Annotated in this window: 21 protein-coding genes and 3 pseudogenes; 19 read left to right on the top strand and 5 right to left on the bottom strand. The window is 42.8% G+C overall.

Going from position 1 to position 24,761, the window contains the following annotated elements; genetic code table 11:
- Window positions 1-4 precede the first annotated feature (4 nt).
- The 11 genes from PMG25_RS14970 (at window position 5) to PMG25_RS14920 (ending at window position 12,284) form a co-directional block, all read left to right on the top strand.
- A complete protein-coding gene (locus PMG25_RS14970; RefSeq protein ID WP_283767702.1) occupies window positions 5-1,003 on the top strand; it encodes a glycosyltransferase family 2 protein in 999 nt (332 codons plus the stop codon).
- Window positions 996-2,111, top strand: coding sequence for a glycosyltransferase (locus PMG25_RS14965; protein WP_283767701.1), 1,116 nt, complete (start codon window positions 996-998; stop codon window positions 2,109-2,111). Before PMG25_RS14970 ends, PMG25_RS14965 begins: the two co-directional genes overlap by 8 nt.
- A complete protein-coding gene (locus PMG25_RS14960; RefSeq protein ID WP_283767700.1) occupies window positions 2,108-3,316 on the top strand; it encodes a glycosyltransferase family 4 protein in 1,209 nt (402 codons plus the stop codon). Before PMG25_RS14965 ends, PMG25_RS14960 begins: the two co-directional genes overlap by 4 nt.
- A 209-nt stretch (window positions 3,317-3,525) precedes the next feature.
- Complete coding sequence (locus PMG25_RS14955; RefSeq protein ID WP_283767699.1) at window positions 3,526-4,350, top strand: glycosyltransferase family 4 protein; 825 nt, start codon at window positions 3,526-3,528, stop codon at window positions 4,348-4,350.
- On the top strand, window positions 4,347-5,768 hold the full coding sequence (locus PMG25_RS14950) for a hypothetical protein (protein WP_283767698.1): 1,422 nt from the start codon (window positions 4,347-4,349) through the stop codon (window positions 5,766-5,768). Before PMG25_RS14955 ends, PMG25_RS14950 begins: the two co-directional genes overlap by 4 nt.
- Window positions 5,755-6,981, top strand: coding sequence for a glycosyltransferase family 4 protein (locus PMG25_RS14945; protein ID WP_283767697.1), 1,227 nt, complete (start codon window positions 5,755-5,757; stop codon window positions 6,979-6,981). Before PMG25_RS14950 ends, PMG25_RS14945 begins: the two co-directional genes overlap by 14 nt.
- On the top strand, window positions 6,971-8,002 hold the full coding sequence (locus PMG25_RS14940; RefSeq protein ID WP_283767696.1) for a glycosyltransferase: 1,032 nt from the start codon (window positions 6,971-6,973) through the stop codon (window positions 8,000-8,002). Before PMG25_RS14945 ends, PMG25_RS14940 begins: the two co-directional genes overlap by 11 nt.
- Entirely contained in the window at window positions 7,972-8,433 is a 462-nt protein-coding gene (locus tag PMG25_RS14935) for a GtrA family protein (RefSeq protein WP_283767695.1), read from the top strand. The genes PMG25_RS14940 and PMG25_RS14935 overlap by 31 nt, the downstream gene beginning before the upstream one ends.
- A 16-nt stretch (window positions 8,434-8,449) precedes the next feature.
- Complete coding sequence (locus PMG25_RS14930; protein ID WP_283767694.1) at window positions 8,450-9,985, top strand: hypothetical protein; 1,536 nt, start codon at window positions 8,450-8,452, stop codon at window positions 9,983-9,985.
- A gap of 102 nt (window positions 9,986-10,087) precedes the next feature.
- Complete coding sequence (locus tag PMG25_RS14925; protein WP_283767693.1) at window positions 10,088-10,756, top strand: class I SAM-dependent methyltransferase; 669 nt, start codon at window positions 10,088-10,090, stop codon at window positions 10,754-10,756.
- Between the two features lie 58 nt (window positions 10,757-10,814).
- Window positions 10,815-12,284 carry a glycosyltransferase gene (locus PMG25_RS14920; protein ID WP_283767692.1) on the top strand — a complete coding sequence of 490 codons (1,470 nt, stop codon included), beginning with the start codon at window positions 10,815-10,817 and terminating at the stop codon, window positions 12,282-12,284.
- 14 nt (window positions 12,285-12,298) lie between these two features.
- Here PMG25_RS14920 and PMG25_RS14915 read toward each other — a convergent pair whose 3' ends face one another.
- The 4 genes from PMG25_RS14915 to PMG25_RS14900 are packed head-to-tail and all read right to left on the bottom strand — an operon-like array spanning window position 12,299 to window position 13,544.
- The gene (locus PMG25_RS14915) at window positions 12,299-12,613 is read right to left on the bottom strand and encodes a hypothetical protein (protein ID WP_283767691.1); all 315 of its coding nucleotides are present in this window, start codon (window positions 12,611-12,613) and stop codon (window positions 12,299-12,301) included.
- A gap of 26 nt (window positions 12,614-12,639) precedes the next feature.
- Complete coding sequence (locus PMG25_RS14910; protein ID WP_283767690.1) at window positions 12,640-12,918, bottom strand: hypothetical protein; 279 nt, start codon at window positions 12,916-12,918, stop codon at window positions 12,640-12,642.
- Between the two features lie 24 nt (window positions 12,919-12,942).
- Complete coding sequence (locus PMG25_RS14905; protein ID WP_283767689.1) at window positions 12,943-13,227, bottom strand: ZZ-type zinc finger protein; 285 nt, start codon at window positions 13,225-13,227, stop codon at window positions 12,943-12,945.
- A gap of 17 nt (window positions 13,228-13,244) precedes the next feature.
- On the bottom strand, window positions 13,245-13,544 hold the full coding sequence (locus PMG25_RS14900) for a glycosyltransferase family 61 protein (RefSeq protein ID WP_283767688.1): 300 nt from the start codon (window positions 13,542-13,544) through the stop codon (window positions 13,245-13,247).
- On the opposite strand from PMG25_RS14900, the pseudogene PMG25_RS14895 reads away from it, so the two are divergent.
- The 3 genes and pseudogenes from PMG25_RS14895 to PMG25_RS14885 form a co-directional block, all read left to right on the top strand.
- Window positions 13,512-14,177, top strand: a pseudogene (locus PMG25_RS14895) (proton-conducting transporter transmembrane domain-containing protein); the annotation flags it as partial. The gene PMG25_RS14900 and the pseudogene PMG25_RS14895 overlap by 33 nt on opposite strands.
- 144 nt (window positions 14,178-14,321) lie before the next feature.
- Window positions 14,322-14,651: pseudogene (locus PMG25_RS14890) on the top strand (CO2 hydration protein); the annotation flags it as partial.
- Window positions 14,652-14,851: 200 nt separating this feature from the next.
- Complete coding sequence (locus PMG25_RS14885) at window positions 14,852-15,253, top strand: fasciclin domain-containing protein (RefSeq protein WP_283767685.1); 402 nt, start codon at window positions 14,852-14,854, stop codon at window positions 15,251-15,253.
- Between the two features lie 37 nt (window positions 15,254-15,290).
- Here the strand turns inward: PMG25_RS14885 and PMG25_RS14880 are convergent, their stop codons facing one another.
- The gene (locus PMG25_RS14880) at window positions 15,291-15,701 is read right to left on the bottom strand and encodes a phosphate-starvation-inducible PsiE family protein (RefSeq protein ID WP_283767684.1); all 411 of its coding nucleotides are present in this window, start codon (window positions 15,699-15,701) and stop codon (window positions 15,291-15,293) included.
- A 391-nt stretch (window positions 15,702-16,092) separates the two neighbouring features.
- On the opposite strand from PMG25_RS14880, the gene PMG25_RS14875 reads away from it, so the two are divergent.
- The 5 genes and pseudogenes from PMG25_RS14875 (at window position 16,093) to PMG25_RS14855 (ending at window position 24,578) form a co-directional block, all read left to right on the top strand.
- On the top strand, window positions 16,093-18,339 hold the full coding sequence (locus PMG25_RS14875; protein WP_283767683.1) for a transglycosylase domain-containing protein: 2,247 nt from the start codon (window positions 16,093-16,095) through the stop codon (window positions 18,337-18,339).
- Between the two features lie 312 nt (window positions 18,340-18,651).
- Window positions 18,652-19,602 carry a GNAT family N-acetyltransferase gene (locus PMG25_RS14870; RefSeq protein ID WP_283767682.1) on the top strand — a complete coding sequence of 317 codons (951 nt, stop codon included), beginning with the start codon at window positions 18,652-18,654 and terminating at the stop codon, window positions 19,600-19,602.
- A gap of 68 nt (window positions 19,603-19,670) precedes the next feature.
- A pseudogene (locus PMG25_RS14865) lies at window positions 19,671-19,862 on the top strand (hypothetical protein); the annotation flags it as partial.
- 241 nt (window positions 19,863-20,103) lie between these two features.
- A complete protein-coding gene (locus tag PMG25_RS14860) occupies window positions 20,104-21,729 on the top strand; it encodes a ShlB/FhaC/HecB family hemolysin secretion/activation protein (protein WP_283767680.1) in 1,626 nt (541 codons plus the stop codon).
- Window positions 21,730-22,001: 272 nt separating this feature from the next.
- Window positions 22,002-24,578 carry a CHAT domain-containing protein gene (locus PMG25_RS14855; protein WP_283767679.1) on the top strand — a complete coding sequence of 859 codons (2,577 nt, stop codon included), beginning with the start codon at window positions 22,002-22,004 and terminating at the stop codon, window positions 24,576-24,578.
- The last annotated feature ends 183 nt before the right edge of the window (window positions 24,579-24,761 follow it).

Raw genomic sequence — 24,761 nt, 5'->3', positions numbered from 1 at the left:
GAAAATGAATAGTAAACCCCTGGTTACGGTCATTATTCCTACCTATAATTATAGTGGATTTATTGGTGAAGCTCTTGATAGTGTTTTCTCATCTAGCTTGTCTAAAGAAGAATTAGAAATTATTATCATTGATGACGGTTCAACTGATGATACGGTAGATACAATTAGAGCTTACCCAGATGAGATTATCTATATCCAACAAAAAAATAGTGGTAAAGCAAAAGCTACTAAAGTAGGTATCGATCGCGCCACGGGAAAGTATCTGTTTAACTTAGATGCTGATGATTTGTTCTTGCCAGAAAAACTGGAAAAAGTAGTTAATTGCTTTGAATCCGATCGCGATCTCGTCCATGTCTCTCATCCTGCTATTTACTGGGATGTCAATAATAATACTAAAGAAGGCGAGCCAATTCCAGAGTGGATGAAGAATACCAAACTGAGTGGAAAAGAGTTGCTGAGATATTTCTATCGGCATCAAATCTTGTTTGGTGGAGGATCGACGTTTGCGACTCGTACCGAAATTGCCAAGAAAATACCGATTCCTGAAGCGGTTGATATGTATATTGATGAGCATTTGGTTCTCTTTGCTCTCCAGGATAAATATTGCTATTTTATTGACGAACCCCTTTCCCTGTGGCGAATTCATGGAAGTAACTTTTCTGTTGGTGAGGCAAAATCAGAAAAGGCGATCGCCAAACTCAAACGCAGTCAATCCAGCATGGAAGCAGTGTTACAGACGTTAGAAGCAGAGGCATTCGATCCAGAAATCATTGCCCTGTATGCGTTGAAAACGAAAGTGTCGATCGCCTCTATTAAAGAACAGCTTGGAGAAAAGTCTGTCAGTGATATCATAGATATATGGCACTATTTATGGCACAATTTTAGCCAAGATCCAGAGCTGTTTAAGCTGATTCAGACTTACAATGTTTTGAATCGGACTCTGCCCACCCCGATGATTAATGGACTGAGAACCCTAAAATCTAAACTTTCGCGTCATGGATAATCAGAGCGATCGCCAAAATACCCGAATCATTATACTCCTCGGCCAGCAACAAGCATTGGCTGATGGCGTGTTTGACTATACGGAAAAGCTAGAGCAAAGTTTGGCTCAAAAAGGGGTTGAATGCGATCGCATTCCCATGCAGTGGCGCGAATGGGGATGGTTGAAGGCGCTACAATGGCTGTGGGTAGAAAGTGGACAATGGCGCGATCGCTGGGTGATTGCCCAATTTACAGCATCCGCTTGGTCAAAGTTAGCGTTACCCGTGATGTTTGTTGTCGTGGTGGGATTGCTCAAAATCAGAGGAGTCAAAACCGCCATCATGTTCCATGAAGTTCAAGGGTATTCAGGAGAACGGCTAAAATACAAAATCCGGCGCTGGGTACAACTGTGGACAATTCGCACAGCCATGAAATTAGCCGATCGCTCAATTTTTAATGTCGATCTAGAGCAATTAACCTGGCTCCCCATTGCCTCATGTCAAGCAACATTTATCCCTGTGGGTTCCAATATGCCGGAACCGGACTTAATGGCAGTGAAGTCTAAGGGAGACTATTCTCAGAGCAAGACAAAGACCGTGGTAGTATTTGGGATGACCAGTGTAGACATTACAAGAGACGAAGTAGAGGCGCTCTCGGCTACGATTGTCCAAACTGCTAAACACATTGATTTCTTACGTCTGGTGACTCTAGGACGAGGCTCAAAAGAAGCTGAACCCGAACTGAGAAAAGCACTAAAGGATACTCATGTGGAGATTTTGGTGCTAGGATTGCTGGAGCCAGAACAAATTGTCCAAACCTTGGTTACATCAGATGTGCAATTGTATGTTAGAGGAGATATCTCCACTCGCAGAACTACAGCGATCGCCGGACTAGCTTGTGGACTCCCGATCGTTGCTTATGCAGGGACAGAAACAGGATATCCCATTCCAGAAGCGGGAGTTTTGCTCGTACCTGAAGACGATAAAGAGGCTTTAGCCAGTGCCCTGATCCAAGTTCTCAAGGATGACAAACTGCGCTTAGAGCTTCAGCAACGAAGTTTAAATATCTATAAAAAACACTTTGCTTGGGATGCTATTGCCAAACGTTTTATAGAAGAATTAAACCTATGACTCCATCCAAATACCGCGTTCTGCTTGTATCTTCACAACCCATCCAAAATCCAGCATCCCTGCGATTGATGGCCGTACATCCCCAGTTAGAAATTCTAGTCGCCTACTGTAGTTTACCAGAAGACAAATTACACGCGAGTTCTCTGGCTCAAAATCCTGAATACCTGACCAAAGATGTTTTTGATCTTCCCTTGTTAGAAGGCTATCCCTGGGTGTACGTGCCGAACAAGTCTCCTCGACCTAATTTAAATAATCCTTTTGGTCTCATTAACCCAGGATTAACTCAATTGGTGAGGGAATTTGACTGTTGTGTAATTTACGGTCATAATTACGTGAGCTTTTGGATGGCAATCCTAGCGGCTAAAACCGCTCGCAAACCACTGCTCTTAACTACTGATGCCACTTATCTGGAAACTCCAGAAGGGGGAAATTGGAAAAAACCGTTTAAAAAAAGACTTCTCCCTTACTTATACAATCAAATTGCCGATCGGGTATTAGTCCCCTCTACGGCATCAAAACGGTTTCTTCATTCCCTAGGTGTTCCAGAAGAACAGATTACGATCACACCGTATGTGGTCGATAATCATTATATTGCCGAAATCGCGCAAAAGAGCGATCGCCTGAAACTCCGAGAAGCCTGGCAAATTCCCCCAGAAGCACTTATTGTCGTCTTTTGCGCCAAATTTCTACCTCGCAAACGTCCCCAAGACGCTATTCAAGCCTTCGCTGCCGCCAATGTTCCCAACAGTTACTTAGTTATGGTCGGGGACGGGCCTCTAAGCGAATCCTTAAGAAACCAAGTTAAACAGTTAGGAATCGATGAAAAAGTCCGATTTATCGGCATGGTTAAATATTCCTACTTACCAGAAGTGTATGCAGCTAGTGACTTGCTAGTATTTCCCTCAGAACACGAACCCTATGGTTTACCCGTCAACGAAGCCATGATTTGTGGTATACCGGCCGTTGTCAGCGATCGTATCGGCGCTCGTTACGATCTGGTAGAATCCAACGTAACAGGCTTAGTTTACCCCTGTGGCGATATCAACGCTTTAAGTCGTATCTTCAAGGATCTCTTAACCCAACCTCAAACCCTTAAACAAATGGGAATGAACGCCAGGAAACGGATGGAAACTTGGTCTCCCCAGCAGAATGTGGAAGGATTAGTCAAAGCCGTAGACACTCTAATTAACGCTAGGAAAAACTAACAGGATAGTAATTGATTCAAACTCTGATGAAAATCCTCATGTATTCCCCATTTTACCCTAGCCTAGGCGGACTAGAGAATGTCATCTCTACCCTCGCCCATGAATTTTTCAGTAACGGCCATCAAGTCAAAGTTGTATCCCCTACACCAGCAACAGACACAAAACAGTTCCCCTTTGAAGTCATTAGACAACCTTTACCCCACCAATTCTTGCACTTAACTCGTTGGTGCGATGTATTTTTTCAAGGAAATATTAGCCTTAAGGGAATTTGGCCCTTATTACTTATACACAAACCTTTGGTGGTTACTCATCAGAGTTGGTATCAGCGTTTGAATGGAACCTTAAGCTGGCAAGATCATTTGAAAAACCTGGTAACTCGCTTTTCCACCAACATTTGTGCTAGTCATGCCTTAGCAGAGCGAATAACAAGCCCTTCAACCGTTATTCCCAATCCTTATCGCCAAGATATATTTTATGAAATACCAGAAATTACACGAGATAAAGAACTTGTTTTTTTAGGACGCTTAGTCTCAGATAAAGGAGCAGATTTACTCCTGGATGCAATAGCTAACCTTAAACCCTTCGGACTCACTCCTAAATTAACCATCATTGGTAGCGGCCCTGAAGAAGCAAACTTACGTCAACAAGTCAAACAATTAGATATAAACCATCAAGTCGAGTTTGCTGGGGTCAAATTGGATCGAGAACTCGCTCAAGCATTAAATACCCATCAAATTCTTATTGTTCCCTCTCGCTGGGAAGAACCATTTGGGATTGTAGCACTAGAAGGTATTGCTTGCGGTTGTGTTGTTGTCGGGTCAGATGGAGGAGGATTAAAAGAGGCTATTGGTTCTTGCGGTTTGACTTTCCCCAATGGAAATGTACAAGCCTTAACCGAAATATTGATAGAACTCTTGACAGGTAAAACTCCACTCTCAAAATATCGGGAAAATGCTATATTCCATTTGTCTCGTCATACTAGCACCGCCGTGGCAAAAGCATACTTAGAAATACTAGAGAGGGTAGTAACGTGACACTCATTATTGCTTTAATTGTTGTTTTAGTTATTGTATATCTATCCTGTCTTGACTGGCGGCGTTCTGTCAAAACCGTATTGCTCTTAGTCGTAATTGAAGGAGCATTACGAAAATGGGTATTGCCCCAAGCCAGCGAGCTTATTTACTTTCTCAAAGACATTGTATTATTTGGAGCTTACATTCAATACTATGCCTTATCCAAATCAAGTAATAAATTTCCCATCATTAAGCAACCCTTTGTTCATATTTTTCTTTTTCTGATATTTAGTTGGTGTCTGTTTCATACTTTTAATCCTAGTTTAGGGTCTCCTATAATAGGACTGTGGGGCTTGAGAAACTATTTTTATTATCTTCCATTGATATGGATGATGCCCAATTTGTTCCCATCTGAAGAAGAACTATACAATTTTCTGCGATCTCATCTGCTTCTAGTTATTCCAGTTGGACTTTTAGGAATTGCACAATTTTTTAGTCCAGCTTCCAGTCCACTCAATGTATACGCTCCTGGACAAGAAGCGTCAACAGGTATTGCTACATTCGGTGTTTCTGGTACTGCCCGAATTACTGGGACATTTTCCTATATCAATAACTATGTACCCTATTTATTAGTATGTTTTGCTTTATTGATTTCTTTGCTCTCGCAAAAACTAGAAAAAAAACAGTACAAAATATTAATAATTGAGATGCTTCTGGTAGTTATAAATTCGTTTATGACTGGTTCTCGTACCATAATTTTCGGTTCATTTTTATTTGTTATTGGCTATGTCTTTATAAAAGGAATTAATCAGTTTTCAAGCATCCTACGACTTCTGAAATGGATTGCACCTCCAGGTTTGATTTTCTTGGTAATTGTATCCATGATATTTTATGAAAGAATTAATCAAATCTTGGACAGAATATTATTAACTAATGATGTAGTGCTTAGGTTATCCTTACTTTTTCAAGAACCAATTCATAATATAGGAATTAAAGTATTAGATGGTTTTGGCCCAGGTTCCACTCACCAAGCAACTGGAATTTTACGATCCGTTCTGCGATTACCAACTGGTGAAGTGATTCCGGTAGGCTATGAGTCAGAAATGGGCAGAATTATTCTAGAAATCGGGCCCATAGGATTTATTTTTTGGTATGGATTGAGAATTGGAATTATGATAGCCCTGTTAGTGTTAGTGTGGAAGTTGAAACGGCCCTTGCTACGGGATTTAGCTCTATCAGCTTTCTTGATTCACTTGATTTGGCTACCTGGACAATTAGTTTTTAATAATACCTTCTCGCTTTATTATTGGTTCCTGAGTGGGTTTATCTTTTTATTACCTTATTTAGAACGGGTTGAAAACTGGCGAAAACAACACTATCTATTGCATCAATATGATCAATTTTCGTATTTCTCTGATTCATCCTATGGGGAATCCTAATTCTCGTCAATCGGCATTAGCGTTAGAAGAAGCTGAATTTTTGCATGAAGTCATAACCACTATAGCCTATAATCCCTCATCTAATAATTGGAAACTCTTAAATAGACTGCCCACAGGTCTTAAGAAACGAATTACTGATGAATTGAAGAGGCGAAGTTGGGTGATGCCAGGGGCAACTCCAATTCGCACTCATGTGTGGCAAGAAATTCTCCGAGTTGCCCTAGTTCGCAGTGGTTTACCCCGCCGTTTAGGGATTAACAATCAGCGATTAACCGATTGGATCTATACCTCGATAGATCGTCATGTTGCCCAATCTCACCTGAACGGACTTGATGCAGTGTATGCTTATGAAGACGGAGCTGCTAGCACATTTCAAGCCGCTAAATCACAAGGAATTCTCTGTTTATACGATCTGCCGATCCTCTTTTATCAGATGAGTCGGCAGATTCAAGCCGAAGAAGCTGAACTTTTTCCCGATCTTGCTCCTGCCTTACAAGCGGCTAAAGAACCCGAATGGAAACTGAGACGTAAAGAACAAGAAATTGAACTAGCTGACCAGATTTTTGTAGCTTCCTCCATTACCCGTAAATCCCTACTCAATTTTGGTGTAAATCCAGAAAAAATAAGCGTCATTCCCTATGGCGCTCCTCTAGATTATTTTCATCCCCAACCTAAACAAGATACTTGTTTCCGCGCCCTCTATGTGGGTAGGGTAGAACCTCGAAAAGGGATTCACTATCTTTTAAGCGCTTGGAAAAATTTAAATCTCTCTGATGCAGAATTATGCTTAATCGGGATCAATGAATTTCCTTCTGGCTGGCTGGATCAATATCAAGACCTGTTTCGATATATTTCCCCCCTTCCCCACTATTCTCTGAACCAATATTACAGTTCAGCTAGTGTTTTTGTCTTTCCTTCCTTGGTCGATGGATTTGGCTTAGTCTTACTGGAAGCTATGGCCTGCGGTATCCCTGTGATTACTACACCCAATACGGCAGGGCCTGATATAATTACAGATGGAGTTGAAGGATTTCTTGTACCCATTCGGGATGTTGGAGGTATCCAAGAAAAACTCGACTGGTGCTACCACCATCCTTTAGAGTTAGCTCAGATGGGAAAAGCAGCGAGGAAAAAGGCAGAACAACTCACTTGGTTTCAATATCGAAAAGGGCTACAAAAACACATTCATAGTTTATTCAAAAATGTCAAATAATGTCATGAATACCCATGGGTTAGACTATGGTAAAACCTCAAGATATGATCCAATTGTGATCTTGATTCCCGTGTTTAATGATTGGGAAGCTTTAAAACGATTACTACACTATATTGACCATACTCTAGTTAACTTGTCCCCAGATCACAAGAGAGTAGATATTATTATTGTTGATGATGCTTCTGTATCAGAATTTACCGATAATATCAATTCTGAAGAGTTGGGCTATATTTATAACATTTATCTTTTAGAGCTTCGTCGTAATATGGGACACCAAAGGGCGATCGCGCTCGGTTTAGCCTACGTTGAAGAAAATTTACCCTGTCAAGCTGTTTTAATTATGGATGGTGATGGAGAAGATGATCCAAAGGATATTGCAAGCTTAATTGAAAAATATCAACAAGAAGAACATAAAAAGATCATATTTGCTCATCGTAGAAAACGTTCCGAACAGCAGTCTTTTAAATTCTTTTATGGAATATACAAGCTATTATATAGAATTTTAACAGGTCAACGAATTCAATTTGGAAACTTCAGTATTGTCCCTCGTAAAATATTGTCTCGATTAGTTGTTGTTTCTGAAATTTGGAATCATTACGCTTCTGGAGTCTTAAAATCTAGAATTCCCTATGCGGAAATATATACTACTAGAGGTCACCGTCTGGCTGGAAAACCTCAAATGAATTTAGTGTCATTAGTCACTCATGGATTAAGCTCTATTTCAGTATATGCTGAAGTTGTGGGTACAAGATTATTAATTTCAACCTCTGCAATTACATTGTTCAGCATGATAGCAATTGCTATAATCGTCTTTATGCGGTTAGCAACTAATCTAGCTATACCTGGATGGGCTTCATCTATGGTAGGCATATTTTTCATTATTATCATGCAGGCTGTCGTATTTTCTTTAATTTTGAGTATCTTAGTTTTATCAAATAGAAACAATTTTAATTTTTTACCTAATCGAGATTATAAATACTTTGTTCTCAAATGCTCTACTCTGGTTTCAAAAAAAAAGTAACTTGGTTAATGGGCAACTTCTCTAACTACCCTGTTTATTTTATGGTCGGTGTCTTCAATACACTGTTCACAATTGGATTGCGGTATATTATTGGTCTTAGCTTAGATGATCAAGGTAGCTTGGCTTATGTGGCTTCCATGGTTATGTCTTCTTCGATTGGAATTTTGGTAAGTTTTGTTGCTCATAAGAAAATCACTTTTCCTAATCCCCATAAGCTATCTATAAGGCAAGAAGTAAAACAACTAGGACTATTTTTTGCGAATCAATCAACAGGAATGATTTTAGCGATTATCTTGTCGGTAACATTGGTTAGCCTGATGAACTTACTGCCCTTTCATTGGCAAAATAGCAAAACACTAGCCTTTGGGTTCTCTAGTTTCTTGGTCTCATTTATAACTTATATATTAAATCAGCAAATAGTGTTTAAGTAATTCTAGAGGAAATGAGATGAACAAAATGATTACAAGAAGACAGCAGAACAATATTTCAATTAAGGAACTGGCCAGCGTTATTGTAATACTTGCCATTATTCACTTATTCTTATGGTGGAAGTATTTACCAATTTCCCACATTGATCTCAACTTTTATACTGAACCAGCGTTGATGCTTGCTAGACATGGCGTTATTTCTGGCCCAGGTTCTCAGCATTTAGACCTTACCTATACAAAGGGTATTTACTTCTATCCACCAGGTTACGCTCTAGTAGTAGCTGGTTGGATCAAACTTTTTGGATTTAGTATTCGCTCCTTGCTGGCCTATACGAATCTCATTCATATGCTATATTTGTGTGCGCTATGGCTTCTAATGCGAAAACGATTTTACTGCACAAAACTAGCTGCTTCATTAGTCTTAATTTCTACTTTCCCGATGTTTAATCACGGACGACCTGATTTAACTGCACTACTTATAAGTGCTATAGCTTGGATAATAATCCCTAAAGAGTTTAAGCTTCCTAGTCTGATGTACAGCGCCATTCTCATGGGAGTTGCCATTTTGATCTCGCTACCTTTTGGTATTAGTTCTACTGCAACAATCATTACTTTTTATTTGGTTTCTCCTAGCTTGTGTTTGTCTGAAAAATTGAAAGGATTAATATTTATAATAAGCATTACGACATTAACAATATTAAGTATCTGGGCTGTTGTTTTTACCTGGCAAAATGCTTGGATGTTCGGCCCAGAACAGTTTATAGTGAATTTAGCGAATCGAGGTCAAGATCTAAATCAAATAGTCTTACCTCCTCTATCATACGGTTTGGCCTTTATTATAGTTCCTCTAGGATTGGTAATACTTACGCCTCTAGGAGTTGGTTTATATTGGTATCGTTGTTCGCTGAGAAATATTTTCGTGCAAGTATCACTGTCTTATTTAGGGGGTTTTACAACCTGGTTTTTCCTAAGTAAAATGCCTTTGCTAATGATCTATCATTTTAATTTCATTGCTCGTCCTATTTTGCAGGGTGTATTAGTATCATTTCGTCAACCAATCCGCTTTATAGCTATAGGGCTTCTAGTTTTGTTCACAATGATTAATTTTTACTTTCATAAAAATGAATTTTTGTTACTAGCTAGTAACCCTTCTGAATCTTATAAAATAGTAGAAAATATATCCATAGAACCGCATAAGATTGCAGCGATTGACAGCTATTTTTTTCCCATATTATATAGAGATAAAAAGACTATTAATTACGAAATATTTCATACCAACTTATGGGAAACTTACTATGCTGCAACATCGCCTAAAACTCTCGATGTACTTTTCAATGCTGAAACTCAATCGCTGAAACCTTGGAATCCTGATATCATAGTTGTTTCTGCAATGACCTTATATTTTATCGATACTGCTGATAGACTCTCTGGTTTTAGAAATGTAACTGATGAGGAATTGGTGATACCACAGCTTAAATTATTTGGACATACTATCAAGTTTCCTAATGATCCTCTCAAGCCTTACATTTTTGAAAGGATTGAAAAGGAGGAATAAACAGTATTTCGATTATAGCGTTTCTTCCTTTAAGAAACGCTGTATCTTGCTACAAACCATTGAAAATTGCTATAATAATTGAACCGTTAGAAAAATAAAAATATGACTCAAAATATACATCAGTTAGAAATTTGCTTGCATATAGGCTGTGGACTCAGAGCTGTCGAAGGATGGAAAAATATAGATAGCTCGCCTAGTCTGCGGCTGTCTAAAGTTCCCTTTGTTGGCCGTAGTATTTGTCAATTAGTAGGCGCTCCAGATTGGCCAACATCAGCTCAGTGTGGAGATATTCTCAAAGGACTGAATATTCCGAATAATAGCTGTGATCTGATTTATTCCGCTCATGTTTTTGAACACTTGAGTTATAAGGATTTTTTTCAAGCCTTAGATAATGTTTATAAATACTTGAAGCCTGGCGGTATTCTCCGCATCATTGTTCCTGATTTAGAAGTATATATACAAAGATACCTGGAAAATCGCTCGGACAGCCAACAAGAAGATCAGGCAGCTTTTGACTTTATGTACCATTCCTTTGTTGGACATCAGGGAAGTCGTAGTCGGTTTGATCATAGAATTAAGGAGATTTTCTCGAATTACAGGCATCAGTGGATGTGGGATATTCCCTCATTGAAAAAAGCGTTTTCTAATCAAGGTTTAACTCAAGTTCGTCAGTGTAAGTATGGAGATTGGTTAGATCCAAGATTTGCATTGGTTGAAGTTGAGGAAGTTCATATAGGGTCAATTTGTATTGAAGGAATTAAACCCAACTGAATTGAACGTAGTGAAAAACTTTGTAATCTTGACTAGCAAGAGGAAAGATAAATTATTGATGTATCAGTCTAAAAGTGCTAGTTCTTGTCATTTGTGGTTTCCCAATATGTTTGGGTTTAAGGGCGGTATTCAAGTTTATTCTGCCTTTTTACTGAAAGCTTTACAGAATTTTTATCATGATGTTCATTATCAGGTATACCTTAAACATGATAGTCAATCTTCCCCCGATCTAGGTGATTGGCATCAAACAGATTTCCATTTTACAGGTAAGATCCCTCTATCCTTGAGAACGCCGGCTTTTGCGGCTCAGATTATGCTAGGGGGACTATGGCATTCTCCAGAGTTAGTGATAACCAGTCATTTGAATTTTACACCGATCGCCTACTGGCTGAAGCAGTTGAGAGGTATTCCCTATTGGACGATCGCCCACGGAGTAGAAGCCTGGAACATCGAGCGTCCCCTACTGAAAACGGCTCTGGGTCATGCCGATCGCATTCTCGCCGTAAGTCACTATACCCGCGATCGTCTCCTCAAAGAGCAAGACTTGAATCCAGAACAAGTGTTACTCCTTCCCAATACCTTTGATAGCGATCGCTTTACCATTGCCCCCAAACCGCCTTACCTACTGCAACGCTATGGTTTTTCTCCAGAAACGAAAATCCTATTAACCGTTTGCCGCTTAGATAGCCAAGAACAATATAAAGGCTACGATCGCATTCTAGAAGCCCTGCCCACCATCCTCCCACAGGTTCCCAACCTTCATTATCTGATTGTCGGCAAAGGGGATGACCGTCCCCGCGTGGAAACCCTAATTCAACAACTGAATCTACAAAAGTACGTCACCCTAGCCGGTTTTATTCCCGATGAAGAATTGTGTGACCACTACAATACCATTCCCCTAGGCGTGGACATTCCAGAAATCCAACCGGATGCTAAAGCTAAACTACGAGCAAAATATGATATTCCTTTAGACGCGACAATTATCTTATTTCTCTCGCGCCTGCATTATAAAAAGCGCCCAGATCTGTTAATCGAAGCACTCCATCAAGTTCAATCTAAACGTCCTAATCTTTATCTCCTGCTTGCTGGTTCTGGAGATTCTGAATATATTGAACAATTAAAACAATTACTCCATCAGTTAGACTTACACCATTGCACCCGATTTACCGGATTTGTGACTGGCGAAGACAAAGATTTAGTCCTGCAAGGCTCAGATCTTTTTGTCCTTCCTTCCTTTTCCGAAAACTTTGGGATTGCCGTTGTAGAAGCCATGGCTGCTGGTTTACCCGTAATTATTACCCCAGAAGTACAAATTGCCCCAGAAATTAAGCAGGCAAACGCTGGGTTAATTGTAGAGGGTAATAGAGAATCTGTAGCCAGTGCAATTGCTCAGTTACTGACATCGGAGAAGCAAAAACTGAGTCACAATGCTCAAACTTTAGTTAAACAGTGCTATTCTTGGCCAGCCATTGCAGAACGGCTGGCTGATGTCGATTGTTCTCTAATTCAGAACCAACTTAATGACTAAGTTGAGCAAGGATATTAGACCAACCTTCCACTTTCTCCATTTGCGCCAACATCCAAGATCGCCATATCATCCCTATCAAGCAGTTTTTTCCACCACTTCAACTCAGCCCATTCATATTGTCCCCTATAAAAGAGTGAGCCGACACTTATATCTTGCGGTTGAGCTTCTATCTCAAATCCATATTCGGTTTCAAATCTCAACAAAGGCTGACGTTCAGCATAGAGCTTCCAAACTAATCTTCGCCACAAGGCCATGATAGGGTTTCTATAAAACTGTGGATGCTTAAGTAAGCCTATTCTCATGTTAAGCCATTCATCATTTATCTTCATAGTTTAGATAATCCTTAATTAGGTAGTTATTTACGAGCAATCGCCCAAACCGTAATCGGAAAATTTTCCTCGTTATGGAGTTTAGTAAAAATACCCCATCCTCGTGCTGACCATTTTCTGAAATTGGCATTAATGCAAGCACGATTTACCCATGATCCTGTTTTAATTTTATCGAGTTCAAAACCACATTCTGCTAATAGATACTTCAAACCCGTTTCTGTCCATCTAGAACAATCAATGGGGTCGTTATGAATACGAACTAAAAATGGGGTGCTAATAATAAAATATCCTCCTTCATTGAGCATTTTATAGACATTTTGACCTGCTCTTTAAGGCCACAGTAAATGTTCAAATACTTGATCGGCCATAATTAAATCGAAGCCTTGGTCTAAACAATCTTTACAAATGTCATATTCTGGACAGTCAAATTTTGTATAAGATTTGAATGTTATATTTTCTAAGGTGTTTCCTGATATTTCTAAAGCATTTAATGTAGAAGGATCAAGCGATTCAATGAAGTTAAAGCATTCTTTCAACATGACCACTTTAGACCATAAAGTTAAGTCATACTTTGCAATTCTTTTTAGTTTATCTTTGGAATCTTTAGATATCATAATTTATAGAACTCTAGTTACAACTTCTGAGGTAGATTTATCAACTGAAAAAACTGTTCAATATTAACATCTACATTATCCCATATCCAGTGCGGATCTTGATATTCCTTGGGTTGTTTCCCTTCTCCCATCAAGTAATAATAATCTAGATCCAATTCCTGACTCAGAACCCAGTAATGAGTCTCTACATAGTTGGGGGAAAATAACTCAATCACTTGAGTACCGGGCGAACAGAATACTAAGTTACTGAGTCCGGCTCCGTGGGGAGCAACAATTTGATGAGCCAGCGCATGGTCGCCTATAGTTCCATTGGTCACATGGGGTATATCCTCGTGGCGGCGGCTGCGGGGACTGAATTGAGTGTATTGGGGGCGATCGCCCAAATGATCGCCCACGGCCTCATTCTGGCTCTGCTCTTCTTCCTCGTCGGTATCGTCGAACAAACCACCGGAACCCGCGATCTTGATGTCCTCAACGGCTTAATGAACCCCATTCGCGGCCTACCCCTCACCAGTGCCCTCCTGATTTTAGCCGGAATGGCCAGCGCCGGTATCCCCGGCTTAGTCGGCTTTGCTGCTGAATTTGTCGTCTTCCAAGGCAGTTTTGCCACCTTCCCCATTCCCACCCTCATCTGTATCCTCTCTTCAGGATTAACAGCAGTCTATTTCGTCATCTTGATTAACCGCACCTGTTTCGGCAAGTTAGACAACCAGAAAGCCTATTATGCCCGCGTTACCCTGAATGAACAATGGCCAGCCCTAGTGCTAACGGCCATTATCCTCTTTTTAGGCATTCAACCCAACTTCCTCCTGCGCTGGATGGAACCCACCACCAACCGCATTGTCGCTGAGTTGCATCAACCCCAAGTTACACTAGCATTTGCCCCTCATCCCCCAACCCCCTTCGGCTTCGCTCAGGGCAAGCCTTCTCCCGCAGGAGAAGGGGAGTAGAAGTCCCTAACCCCTTCTTCCATGAGAGAAGAGGGATCAAAAGTCCCTCTCCCCTGGGAGAGGGATTTTCCGCAAAGCGGACATGAAAGGGAGAGGGCATTCCCCATTCCCTATTCCCTAATTACCCATTCCCTATAAAAAACCATGACTACAACTCTAGATTCATCAACCACAAAAATCCCTCCTTCAACCCACAAATACGCCGAAGTCATCCATCGCCTAGAAGCCGGTGGCTCCATGTTGCCGGACACCCCCGAAAACCTGATGCAAATTATCGGCATTTATAAAGCCTATGCCGTACCCATGGATTTCTATTGGCGGGATTTGCTCTACATTGCCGAGCGGGTGTTTCTAGACCCTTTACCCTTCTTTAAATACTTCTTACCCCAAGAATATTTAGACCTGCCCAATCATTACGCTGGAGACACCGCAGATTTTCGGGTTTGGCAAAAGGGAGAAGCCAGCGCTCACCCCTTAAAAAATCGCCAATTCTTTGAAGCCCAAATGGACAGATTCCTGCGTCCAGAAGCCCGTTTATCTGATATCCAAAGCCAAGATTATCGTTGATTTTGTGAATCCCTAGAAACCGGGTTTTTCATCCTTGAGTAAGTCATCCTAATTCATGGGCAAAAACCCGGTTTCTCCATTCCCCATTCCCTATTCCCTCAGACACTATGCCTAATATTGTTGAAATTGCCGTTGGTAATGAAGCCTTCTCGACTCTTGTCACTGCGGTTAAAGTGGCGGGGTTAGTCGAGGCCTTGCAACAACCTGGCCCCCTAACCGTTTTTGCCCCCAATGATGATGCCTTTGCCAAGTTGTTACCGGGAACGGTGGAGAGTTTGGTGCAGAATGTGCCTCAACTCCAACGTATCCTCACCTATCATGTGGCTGCCGGACGCTATACCACGGCAGAATTAAAGGATCTAGAGAGTGTAACTTCTCTGGAAGGTTCTCCTATTCCCATTCGTTGTGGTGACATTTTTGAAGTGAAAAATGCCACAGTTTTAGCCCCAGATATTGAAGCTACGAATGGGATTATCCATGTGATTGATACGGTGATTTTGATGGGGTAAACCTTGATGGTAGGGGCATAATGGCTTGCCCCTAAACTTATTTAGGTTTCAGAGTTTTGATCAGAAAGTAGAAGCCGATGGTGAGAGCGAGGATAATCGAGGAAATGCCGAAGAGGACGAGGGGATGATATTTGGTCACATCTAGGATAATCACTTTCCGGGCGATCGCCACCATGGCCACGAGGAAGATGATTTCCACGTGGATAACTTCTTCTTCGAGATAGACTTTGGTGGCTTCGATCAGCTCTAAGCCAATGATAATCAATAAAAAGTAGTCAAAGATCTTCAGGACTTCTTCAATGTTGAGCAACAAAAAGTGAGGGGTGTCCTGCATTTGCTCAAATAAGATATAGCCCAATTCAATTGTGCCCAAAAGAACCACAATCACCAGCATTAACAACAAAAACAAAGCAATGATGCGTTCAAAGGTCTCTAAAAACCTTTTCATGATTTTGATCAGGCGATTCATACTCTCCTCTTAAAGGTGCTAGTTTTTTAAAGTTGTTAACGGGTTTATCGTGCCTATTTTAGGGGATTGTGACCCTATTCCCTATTCCCTAGCGCGAAGCGCTATAAGAGAGAACTTTTAGTTGGAGATCAACATCAGTTAAATTAAAGATATAGCAAACTTAAATGAGTTATAAACGACTGCCCCTCATCCCCCTACCCCCTTCTCCCGCAGGCGCTGCCCTGAGCGAAGTCGAAGGGAGAAGGGGAAAGTCCCTCTCCCGTGGGAGAGGGATTGAGGGAGAGGGACTTTCCTGTTGCACAACTCATTGAGACTCGCTATAAGTTTGTCCCTCTTCCTGATTGATTGCACAAGTTAACTAAGCTAACCTATGAGTTCTCAACCTCCTGGCCCTCCGAAAACCCTGATGGGTACGCTCACTCAAGTGGCGCAAACCATCCAAGCGAAAGTTAAGCTCACCCAACTGGCGCTGAAACCAAAGGCTAGGGTGGCGAAACTGATGGTGGAGGAAACGGAAGGACAAGGGCCCCAAGAATATCCCCTATTGGGCGATCGCATCCTGATTGGACGTTCTTCAAAATCCTGCGATATTGTCATCCGTAATCCGGTGGTGAGCCAGATCCATTGTTCCCTGATTCGCGACACGAAACAAGGGTTTACGATTAAAGATGAGGGGGCGACCAATGGTATCTATCGAGGACGGCAGAAGGTGCGGGAAATGCGCCTAGCTCACGGCGATCGCCTGACGCTGGGCCCCCCAGAACTGCAAGCTTCGGTTACTCTGCGCTATACCAATCCTCCCTCATGGCCGATTCAAGCGCTCCGTTATAGTGCCTATGGATTTGGTGGTCTAACGGCTTTGCTGACGATCGCCATTTTAATCGAATGGCAAAAATTTAATATCTCTCCCCTACCGCGCAATATTCAAGGCCCTGTGGTCGTCTATGCCAGGGATAATGAAACGCCTTTAGTGCCTCCCACCAATCAAGCGCACTTAGAGCGAGCGAGTCTATCTGATTTTCCGCCCCATCTGGCTCAAGCTCTAATTGCCTCTGAAGATACCCGGTTTTATTGGCATTTTGGTGTCGATCCCATTGGTACGCTTAGAGCTATTTTGGTGAACCTGAGAGGGGGAGGCATTCAACAAGGAGGCAGCACGATTACCCAACAGGTGGCTCGCAGTTTGTTTCGGGAGTATGTGGGCACATCGGATACAGCCGGTCGGAAGCTGCGGGAGGCGATCGTGGCTCTGAAATTGGAGACCTTTTATAGTAAGGATCTCTTGTTGCTCACCTATCTGAATCGGATTTATTTGGGCAGTGCTAACTATGGATTTGAGGATGCGGCGCGGTATTATTTGGGTAAGCCCGCCACAGAGTTAACGATCGCCGAAGCTGCAACGTTAGTGGGCATTTTACCGGCTCCCAATAGTTTTAATCCGATTCGAGATTACGATGCGGCCATTCGTCAACGGGATGGGGTGTTGTATCGGATGGAAAAATTGGGGATGATTTCCGCAGAGGAAGCCAACCGAGCCAGGCGATCGCGCATTGAAGTGAACCCGAAAGCGATCGAACAGTTTAATCGCTCCATTGCGCCCTATTTCCATGATTATGTGTTTATGGAATTGGAGGAATTGTTAGGCATTGGTTTGGCGCGAGAGGGTAATTTTATTATTGAAACTGGACTCAATCCCCAGATGCAAGCAACGGCGGAACAGAGTTTAGAACAGGCGATCGCCACCACCGGAGCCGGTTTTAATTTTGACCAGGGAGCCGTCGTCACTCTGGACAGTCAAACCGGGGAAATTTTAGCCCTATCCGGCGGTAAAAACTATCGCGAGAGCCAATTTAATCGCGCCGTGCAAGCCTATCGTCAACCCGGATCGACGTTTAAGGTATTCGCCTATGCTGCGGCTCTCGCTGAGGGCATTTCCCCCTGGAAAACCTATTCCTGTGCCCCCTTAACTTGGCAAGGGCAATCCTATAGCGGCTGCGAGCGCAGTGGGGGGGCGATCGATATGGGGGTAGCCATGGCTCAATCCGAAAACTCCGTAGCTCTGCGTATCGCTCAAGACGCGGGCTTAAGTGATGTGGTACGGATGGCGCGGCTGTTGGGTATCAATGCAGACTTAAAGCCAGTCCCCGGTTTAATCCTCGGTCAAAGTGAAGTTACTCCCCTAGAAATGACCGGCGCTTTTGCAGTGTTTGCCAATGCGGGGGTTTACCATCGCCCCCATGCCATTCGCCGCATTCTCGACAGCAGCGACTGCGCTGTACCGGATCAGCCGGATACCTGTCGAGTCATTTATGATTATGCCCAAGATCCGAAGGCCAATCGCACCGTACTTTCACCAGATGTGGCGCAAACCATGACTTCTTTATTACAAGGAGCAATCAGTCAGGGAACGGGTGGCAATGCCTATTTAGGATGGGGAGAAGCGGGAAAAACAGGAACGACTAATGATGGGGTAGATTTGTGGTTTGTGGGATATCTCCCTAGTCGCAGTTTGGTGACGGGAATTTGGTTAGGAAATGACGATAATACACCGACTTATGGCAGTAGCGCTCAAGCGGCTCAGGTTTGGGGGGATTACATGAAGGATTTGATTGAGTAATACAGCACTTTGCGCGAGGTAATGGGGAATAGGCATTGGTAACAAGTTGTCGCTATAGCGACCTTTTTCGGCAGTCATATCAAGTTCGCTTAAATACCCTAATTAAAAATCCAGGGAGCAAGATGCTCCCACTCCAGTCATATCAAAGAATTCGAGGAGTGCGGGCATCTTGCCCGCTTCTTAACAAATTAACCGGACTTGATATCACGCTCTTTTAATAAGTAATTCTACTCATTGCTGTTGAAATATGTGTATGCTACAAATGTAGCATATTTCGTAATCAGCCCATGCTCAATGGGTTTCAGCTTGACTATGCTCACATTGACCATGCGTCCCTATCAGGGAGAAACGGATCTACCTCCCCTGGCCGATCTGTTAAATCTTTGCAGGAAAGTAGACCAAATTGACTATACGACTTCAGTTCAGGACTTACGAAGTTGGTTTAATGCACCCAAGGGCGATCCGAAAGATAACGTACGACTCTGGGAAAATGAGACAGGTCAAATCGTTGGCTATAGCCACTGTCAGAAAGGGAGTACTGAGGAAGTAGAGGATGTTTTTTTTCGTTTTGTGGTTCATCCCAACCTCAGAAACCAAGGGTTAGAAGAGGATATGCTGGCTTGGGGAGAACGTCGTGTAGTGGAGATAGGAAAATCCTTAATTCGCACATCTACCCGCAATACGAATCGCGATCGCCAACACTTTCTCGAAACAAACGGCTATCAACTTCATCGTCGATTCTTTTCTATGGAGCGATCGCTTCATCTCCCCATCCCAGAACCCTCTGTTCCCGATGGATTTAGCATTAGATTATATAAGGGAGAGTCAGAAGCAGAAGCTTGGGTAGAGATGTTTAACCAATCCTTTATCGACCATTGGAACTTTAATCCTTGCACCTTAGAAGAGCAACTCTATTACATACAAGCCCCCGATTATCAAGCAGATATGGACTGGGTTGCAGTTTCTCCCAATGGTCAACTCGCCGCTTTTTGTTACTGTAATATCGATAAGGAAGATAATCGCCAACGTAACTGTCAAGAAGGCTGGGTCAATTTACTGGGGACTCGCCGGGGTTTTCGTCGCCAAGGACTCGGTCGCGCCATACTTCTGACGGGTTTACACAGTTTACAAAAAGCTGGAATGAAGGTTGCAAAACTGGGAGTCGATTCTACCAATCCTAATGGAGCATTGCAACTTTATGAATCCGTCGGATTTCAACTCCTGCATACCAATTTAATTTATGGCAAAGCGCTTGGGAATTAGGAGTTGGGATTTAGGGGAGCGATCGCCTCTGGTACTTCAGTCAACCCCAAATCACTCAAATCTAGTATTTAGGATGGGGAGAAGCGGGAAAAATGGGAACGACTAATGATGGGGTAGATTTGTGGTTTGTGGGATATCTCCCTAGTTGCAGTTTGGTGACGGGAATTTGGTTAGGAAATGATGATAACACACCGACTTATGGCAGTAGCGCTCAAGCGGCTCAGGTTTGGGGGGATTACATGAAGGATTTGATCAATTAGGGGTGGGGATTAGAAACCCGGTTTCTCCAAGAAACCGGGTTTCTGGTTCTCAGGGAATTGATGCAGGGGATAGTAACAGAAACTGCTGTAGGAAAAATTTGATTATTGGTGAAGAGTAGGGCATAATTAGCCGTGAAAGAATTACGGGCTGTGCCTGAATGCTAATCTAATGCTGGGTTTTTCGAGGCGATCGTATTTATCCCTGATTCTACTGCTCCTATTATCCATTTTATTACCTGAAATGGGAAGAGGGGAAACACCCCCAATTAGCAGAGAAAGTGATGGGGAAACCTTTGAATGTGCAGTAAATACGGGGAAAAATGCCCAAGATTTGGCCGTTTCTCCTGCGACTGAATCCCAGAGTGGGGAAAGTTTAGAGCGCTTGCAGGTGAGTCGCTTCGAGTTTGTCGGGGCTACGGTTTTTTCTCAGGATCGGTTACAGGAAGAGATTGCGGAGTTTACAGAGCCAGAGATTACGTTTACCGAACTCATGGAAGCGGTTTCTCGGATTACGGGACTCTATAATCAGGAGGGTTATATTAACTCCTATGCGGTTCCCTATCCGCAGAAAATAGACGATGGGGTGGTGAAAATTGCCGTTATTGAGGGAGGGTTGGGGACAATTTTCCTGACGAGAGAGGGTAGGGGAAGGCTGAATCCTAATTATATTTGCAGTCGATTGGCGATCGCCGCTACGCCCCTAAATTTAGATAACCTCCTCAATGGACTGCGACTGTTGCAACTCGATCCCTTAATCGCTAATATCTCCGCAGAAGTCGTTCCTGGAGCAACCATCGAGCAAAATAACCTGAAAGTTCGCTTTCAAGAAGCCAAAACCCTCAGCCTAGAGATCGGTGGAGATAATGGTCGTGCCCCTAGTGTAGGCAGTTTTCGCCGTCAAGTCCAGCTCAGACAAGCCAACCTATTGGGATTGGGGGATAGTTTTCGCCTCGGATATGCCAATACTGATGGTAGCGATACCTTTTTTGCCGATTATACGATCCCTATAAATGCCCGCAACGGAACCTTAAGTGTTTCCTATGGAACCAGCTCCAACCGAGTGATTGAAGAACCCTTTGACGCGATTAATTTAAGGGGAGATTCCCGCTATTTTGATGTAAATTTCCGTCAACCCATTTGGCAAGAACCCGAAAAAGAATTTGCGTTAGGATTGGTCTTTTCTCGGCGAGAAAGCGATACTTATATTTTGGATGAACCCTTTCCCCTAGCCGAAGGTGGCAGCAGTCGCGGCAAAACCCGATTATCAGTCATCCGATTTTATCAGGATGGGTTATGGCGGGGAAACGATCGGATTTTGGCCTTCTATTCCCAGTTCAGTTTAGGTTTAGATTTATTTGATGCTACTGTCCGATCTGAGGCTCCCGATGGGCGCTTTTTTGCTTGGCGGGGACAAGGGCAATGGGTACAGCGATTTGCACCGGATCAAATCCTATTATTGCGCGGGGATGTACAATGGGCAACTCGCGCCCTAGTGCCCTTAGAACAGTTTAGTTTAGGCGGTTGGGAAAGTGTACGGGGTTATCGTCAAGATACCCGATTAACGGATAATGGGATGTTTGGCTCGGTAGAGTTTCGCTATCCTTTGATGGGTAATTCTCAAGAGCGCTGGGGGGTGTTACAACTTGCCCCATTCCTAGATTTTGGCACAGCTTGGAATAGTAGCGATCGCCAGAATTTACAGCCCCAAACTTTGGCTTCTGGCGGTTTGGGCTTGCGCTGGCAACAGGGAAATGATTCTAGTGCTAGTTTATATTGGGGTATTCCTTTGGTTGATGTGGAGTCGAGCGATCGCACATGGCAAGAAAACGGTTTATATTTTACTATCCAAACCCGCTTGTTTTTCTAAGCAAGGTTAAAAAATGGGGAGTTACAGCGATTTCCTCTGCTATGAGAGATAGAGTCGATCCCCCTTTCATATCCGCTTGCAGAAAATCCCCCTTAAAAAGGGGGACTTTCTTGATTCCCCCCTTTTTAAGGGGGGCTAGGGGGGATCTTTCGACCATACTTTCTAACATCTGGAAACGATCTAATCGCCATCTGATTTGGGTAATTCTGGCGGTATTTGTGGCGAGTTTAACGGTGATCTTGCCTGGGTTTTCTCTGGAGTCTCCCCCTATCATGGCTCAAGTCTCCTCAGAGCATTCCGATCGCTCCCCGGAATTTTGGCGACAGGAAGCTGATGAATATGCACAAAACGGTGATTTTGTCAATCAAGCGGTAGCTTTGGGTAATCTTTCTCTAGCGCTGCAAGAGCGAGGGGAATGGGAGCAAGCGAGAGAAAGCAGCACTCAAGGCATTCAGATCTTAGAGCAGTTATCAACAACGAAAGAACGGGATCAGATTTTGGCTCAATCTCTGGATATTCAGGGTAAGTTGAGCTTTTCTGTGGGTGATTTTTCGGCAGCGCTTGTCAGTTGGCAAGAAGCGGGAAAACTCTATCAGCAGCTAGGGTTAACTGAGGCTGAAGATCGCAATCGACTCAATCAGGTGCAAGCGATGCAGGAGTTGGGTTTATTTCAGTCTGCTTGTGAGGCGATCGGCGCTCGAATTGATGAGAATGTCTCGTTTTGTGCTGGAGTAGAGCAAGAAAGTTTACAAAAAAGTTTGGGTAGGGTTTCCGGCGATCGCCTGACGGTGTTGCACTTGCAAGCATTAGGCGATGTTTTGCGGTTGATGGGCGATATGGAGGTTTCAGAAGCTGTGCTGAAGCGGGGTTTAGCGATGGCTGAAACCGATCAAGAAATGTTAGATAGGATGCAGTTGAGTATGGGGAATACGCTGAGGGCAAAAGGCGATCGGCAATGGGCAATTGCTCAATCTGCCACCTCCACCATTCAATTTAACTTTGAATTTTGTCCCATATTAGAAAATCAAGAAGAGTACAATTTAGCCTTAAAACACTATCAAAACGTTTCTCAAAATAACCCTTTACTCAAACTGCAAGCTAACCTCAATAAACTTAACCTACAAGTTGCTCTAAATCAGAATATCCTTGACTTCAACCCTTTAGAAGAAGCCCAAAATCTCAACTTATTCAACACCCAATCGGGAAATAACCTCATCCTCAACACTCTGCAAACCGCCACTTGTATCAGCACCATCCCCTGGCAGAATATCGCCCAAAATTTGCAAACCATTATCGATGTTTCCCAACAAAGAAAAGACCTCAAAACCCAATCCTATGCCCTCGGATATTTAGGCAGACTCTACGAACAACATGCCCAAGACTCTAAGGAATACCTTCAAACCGCCAAAACCCACACCCAAAAAGCCTTATCCATCGCCCAATCCCTCGACTTAAACGCCCCCGAACTCGCCTATCAATGGCAATGGCAACTCGGCAGAATCCTCGAAAAAACCCAATCCCCCCCCCACAGCAGCGAAACCCTATCCGCCTACAAAGCCGCCTTCAACACCCTGCAATCCCTCCGCCAAGAGCTAGTTTCCTCCAACCGCGACTTACAATTCTCCTTCCGCGATGAAGTCGAACCCGTCTATCGAAAATACGTTGATTTATTACTCCAAAATAATCCCAGTCAAGACAACTTAAAAGAAGCCCGCAACGTCATCGAAGCCTTGCAACTCGCTGAATTAGACGACTTCTTCAACGATGCCTGCATTACCGCCAAACCCGAACAAATTGATACAATTTTAGATAATGCTGATTCAGAAACCGCTTTTATCTACGAAATCATCCTAGAAGATCGCGTAGCTTCAATTATCAAGCTTCCTCAACAGCCATTAGAATACTATCCGGCTCAAGTTCAGCATACAACACTGCAAGGCGAAATTCAACAATTGAGAAGATATGTCAGCGATCGCCCCATTTTTCCAGACGAAGTGCTTCAAGCAGCAAAAAAACTTTATCCTTGGATTATTGAACCCTTAGAAAAACGACTTGCTGAAGAAGAAAAAATTAAGACTTTAGTCTTTGTTCTCGATCGCCCCTTACAAAATATTCCTCTTGGAGTTCTCTACGATAAATCCAACCAAGAATATTTTCTAGAAAAAGATTACACCATCGTTTTATCTTTGGGATTACAACTCATTCAAGCTCAACCCTGGCAATTAGGGAATCAAAATCTGATGCAGGCATTCACAGGAGGAGTCGGAATTCCCCAAAAAATTGGTGAGTTTGATTTTGAAGCAATCAAAGAACTAGAGCTAGAGCTAAATACGGTTTCAGAAATACTGAAAACTGAACAACCCCTAATTGATGAACAGTTTACGCCTGAAGCGATCAAAGATAAAATCTCTGCTGCCGACTTAGATATTATTCATTTTAAGACTCACGGACAATTTAGTTCCGATCCAGAAAAAACCTTTATTGTTGCCTATAACGATTTAGTCAACAGTGAAGAATTAGGCTCCTATCTTCAACAAAGTAATCCAACTGATGAGGACAACATTAAATTACTGGTTTTAAGTGCTTGTGAAACCGCTCAAGGTGACAACCGAGCAACCCTAGGGTTAGCAGGAATGGCCGTTCGCTCTGGTGCTGGCAGTATTATTTCCAGTTTATGGGTTGCCAGAGATGAACGCAACACAGAACTAATGGAATATTTTTACACTGAACTCTTAAAACCCAATACCACCAGAGCAAAAGCTTTTCAAAAAGCCCAAAAGATGCTCTTTGAACAACATCAAGAACCCCATTTTTGGGGAACGTATGTTTTTCTGGGTAACTGGCTTTAAATCTGCTACAGTATAGTCAATTTGTAGTGGACCGGCAAGCTTAAAATTGGGGGTAAGAGTGTAGGTTGGGTTGAGGAACGAAACCCAACACCCGTCTGACGAAAGTTGGGTTTCACTTCGTTCAACCCAACCTACAGTTTTAAGCTTGCCGGTCCAGTAGGGTGGGCAATGCCCACCGTACCT

The sequence above is a fragment of the Roseofilum capinflatum BLCC-M114 genome (assembly GCF_030068505.1).
GTDB lineage: Bacteria > Cyanobacteriota > Cyanobacteriia > Cyanobacteriales > Desertifilaceae > Roseofilum > Roseofilum capinflatum.
The sequence above is the reverse complement of the archived record's forward strand: the minus strand, read 5'-3'. Positions and strand labels throughout refer to the sequence as shown.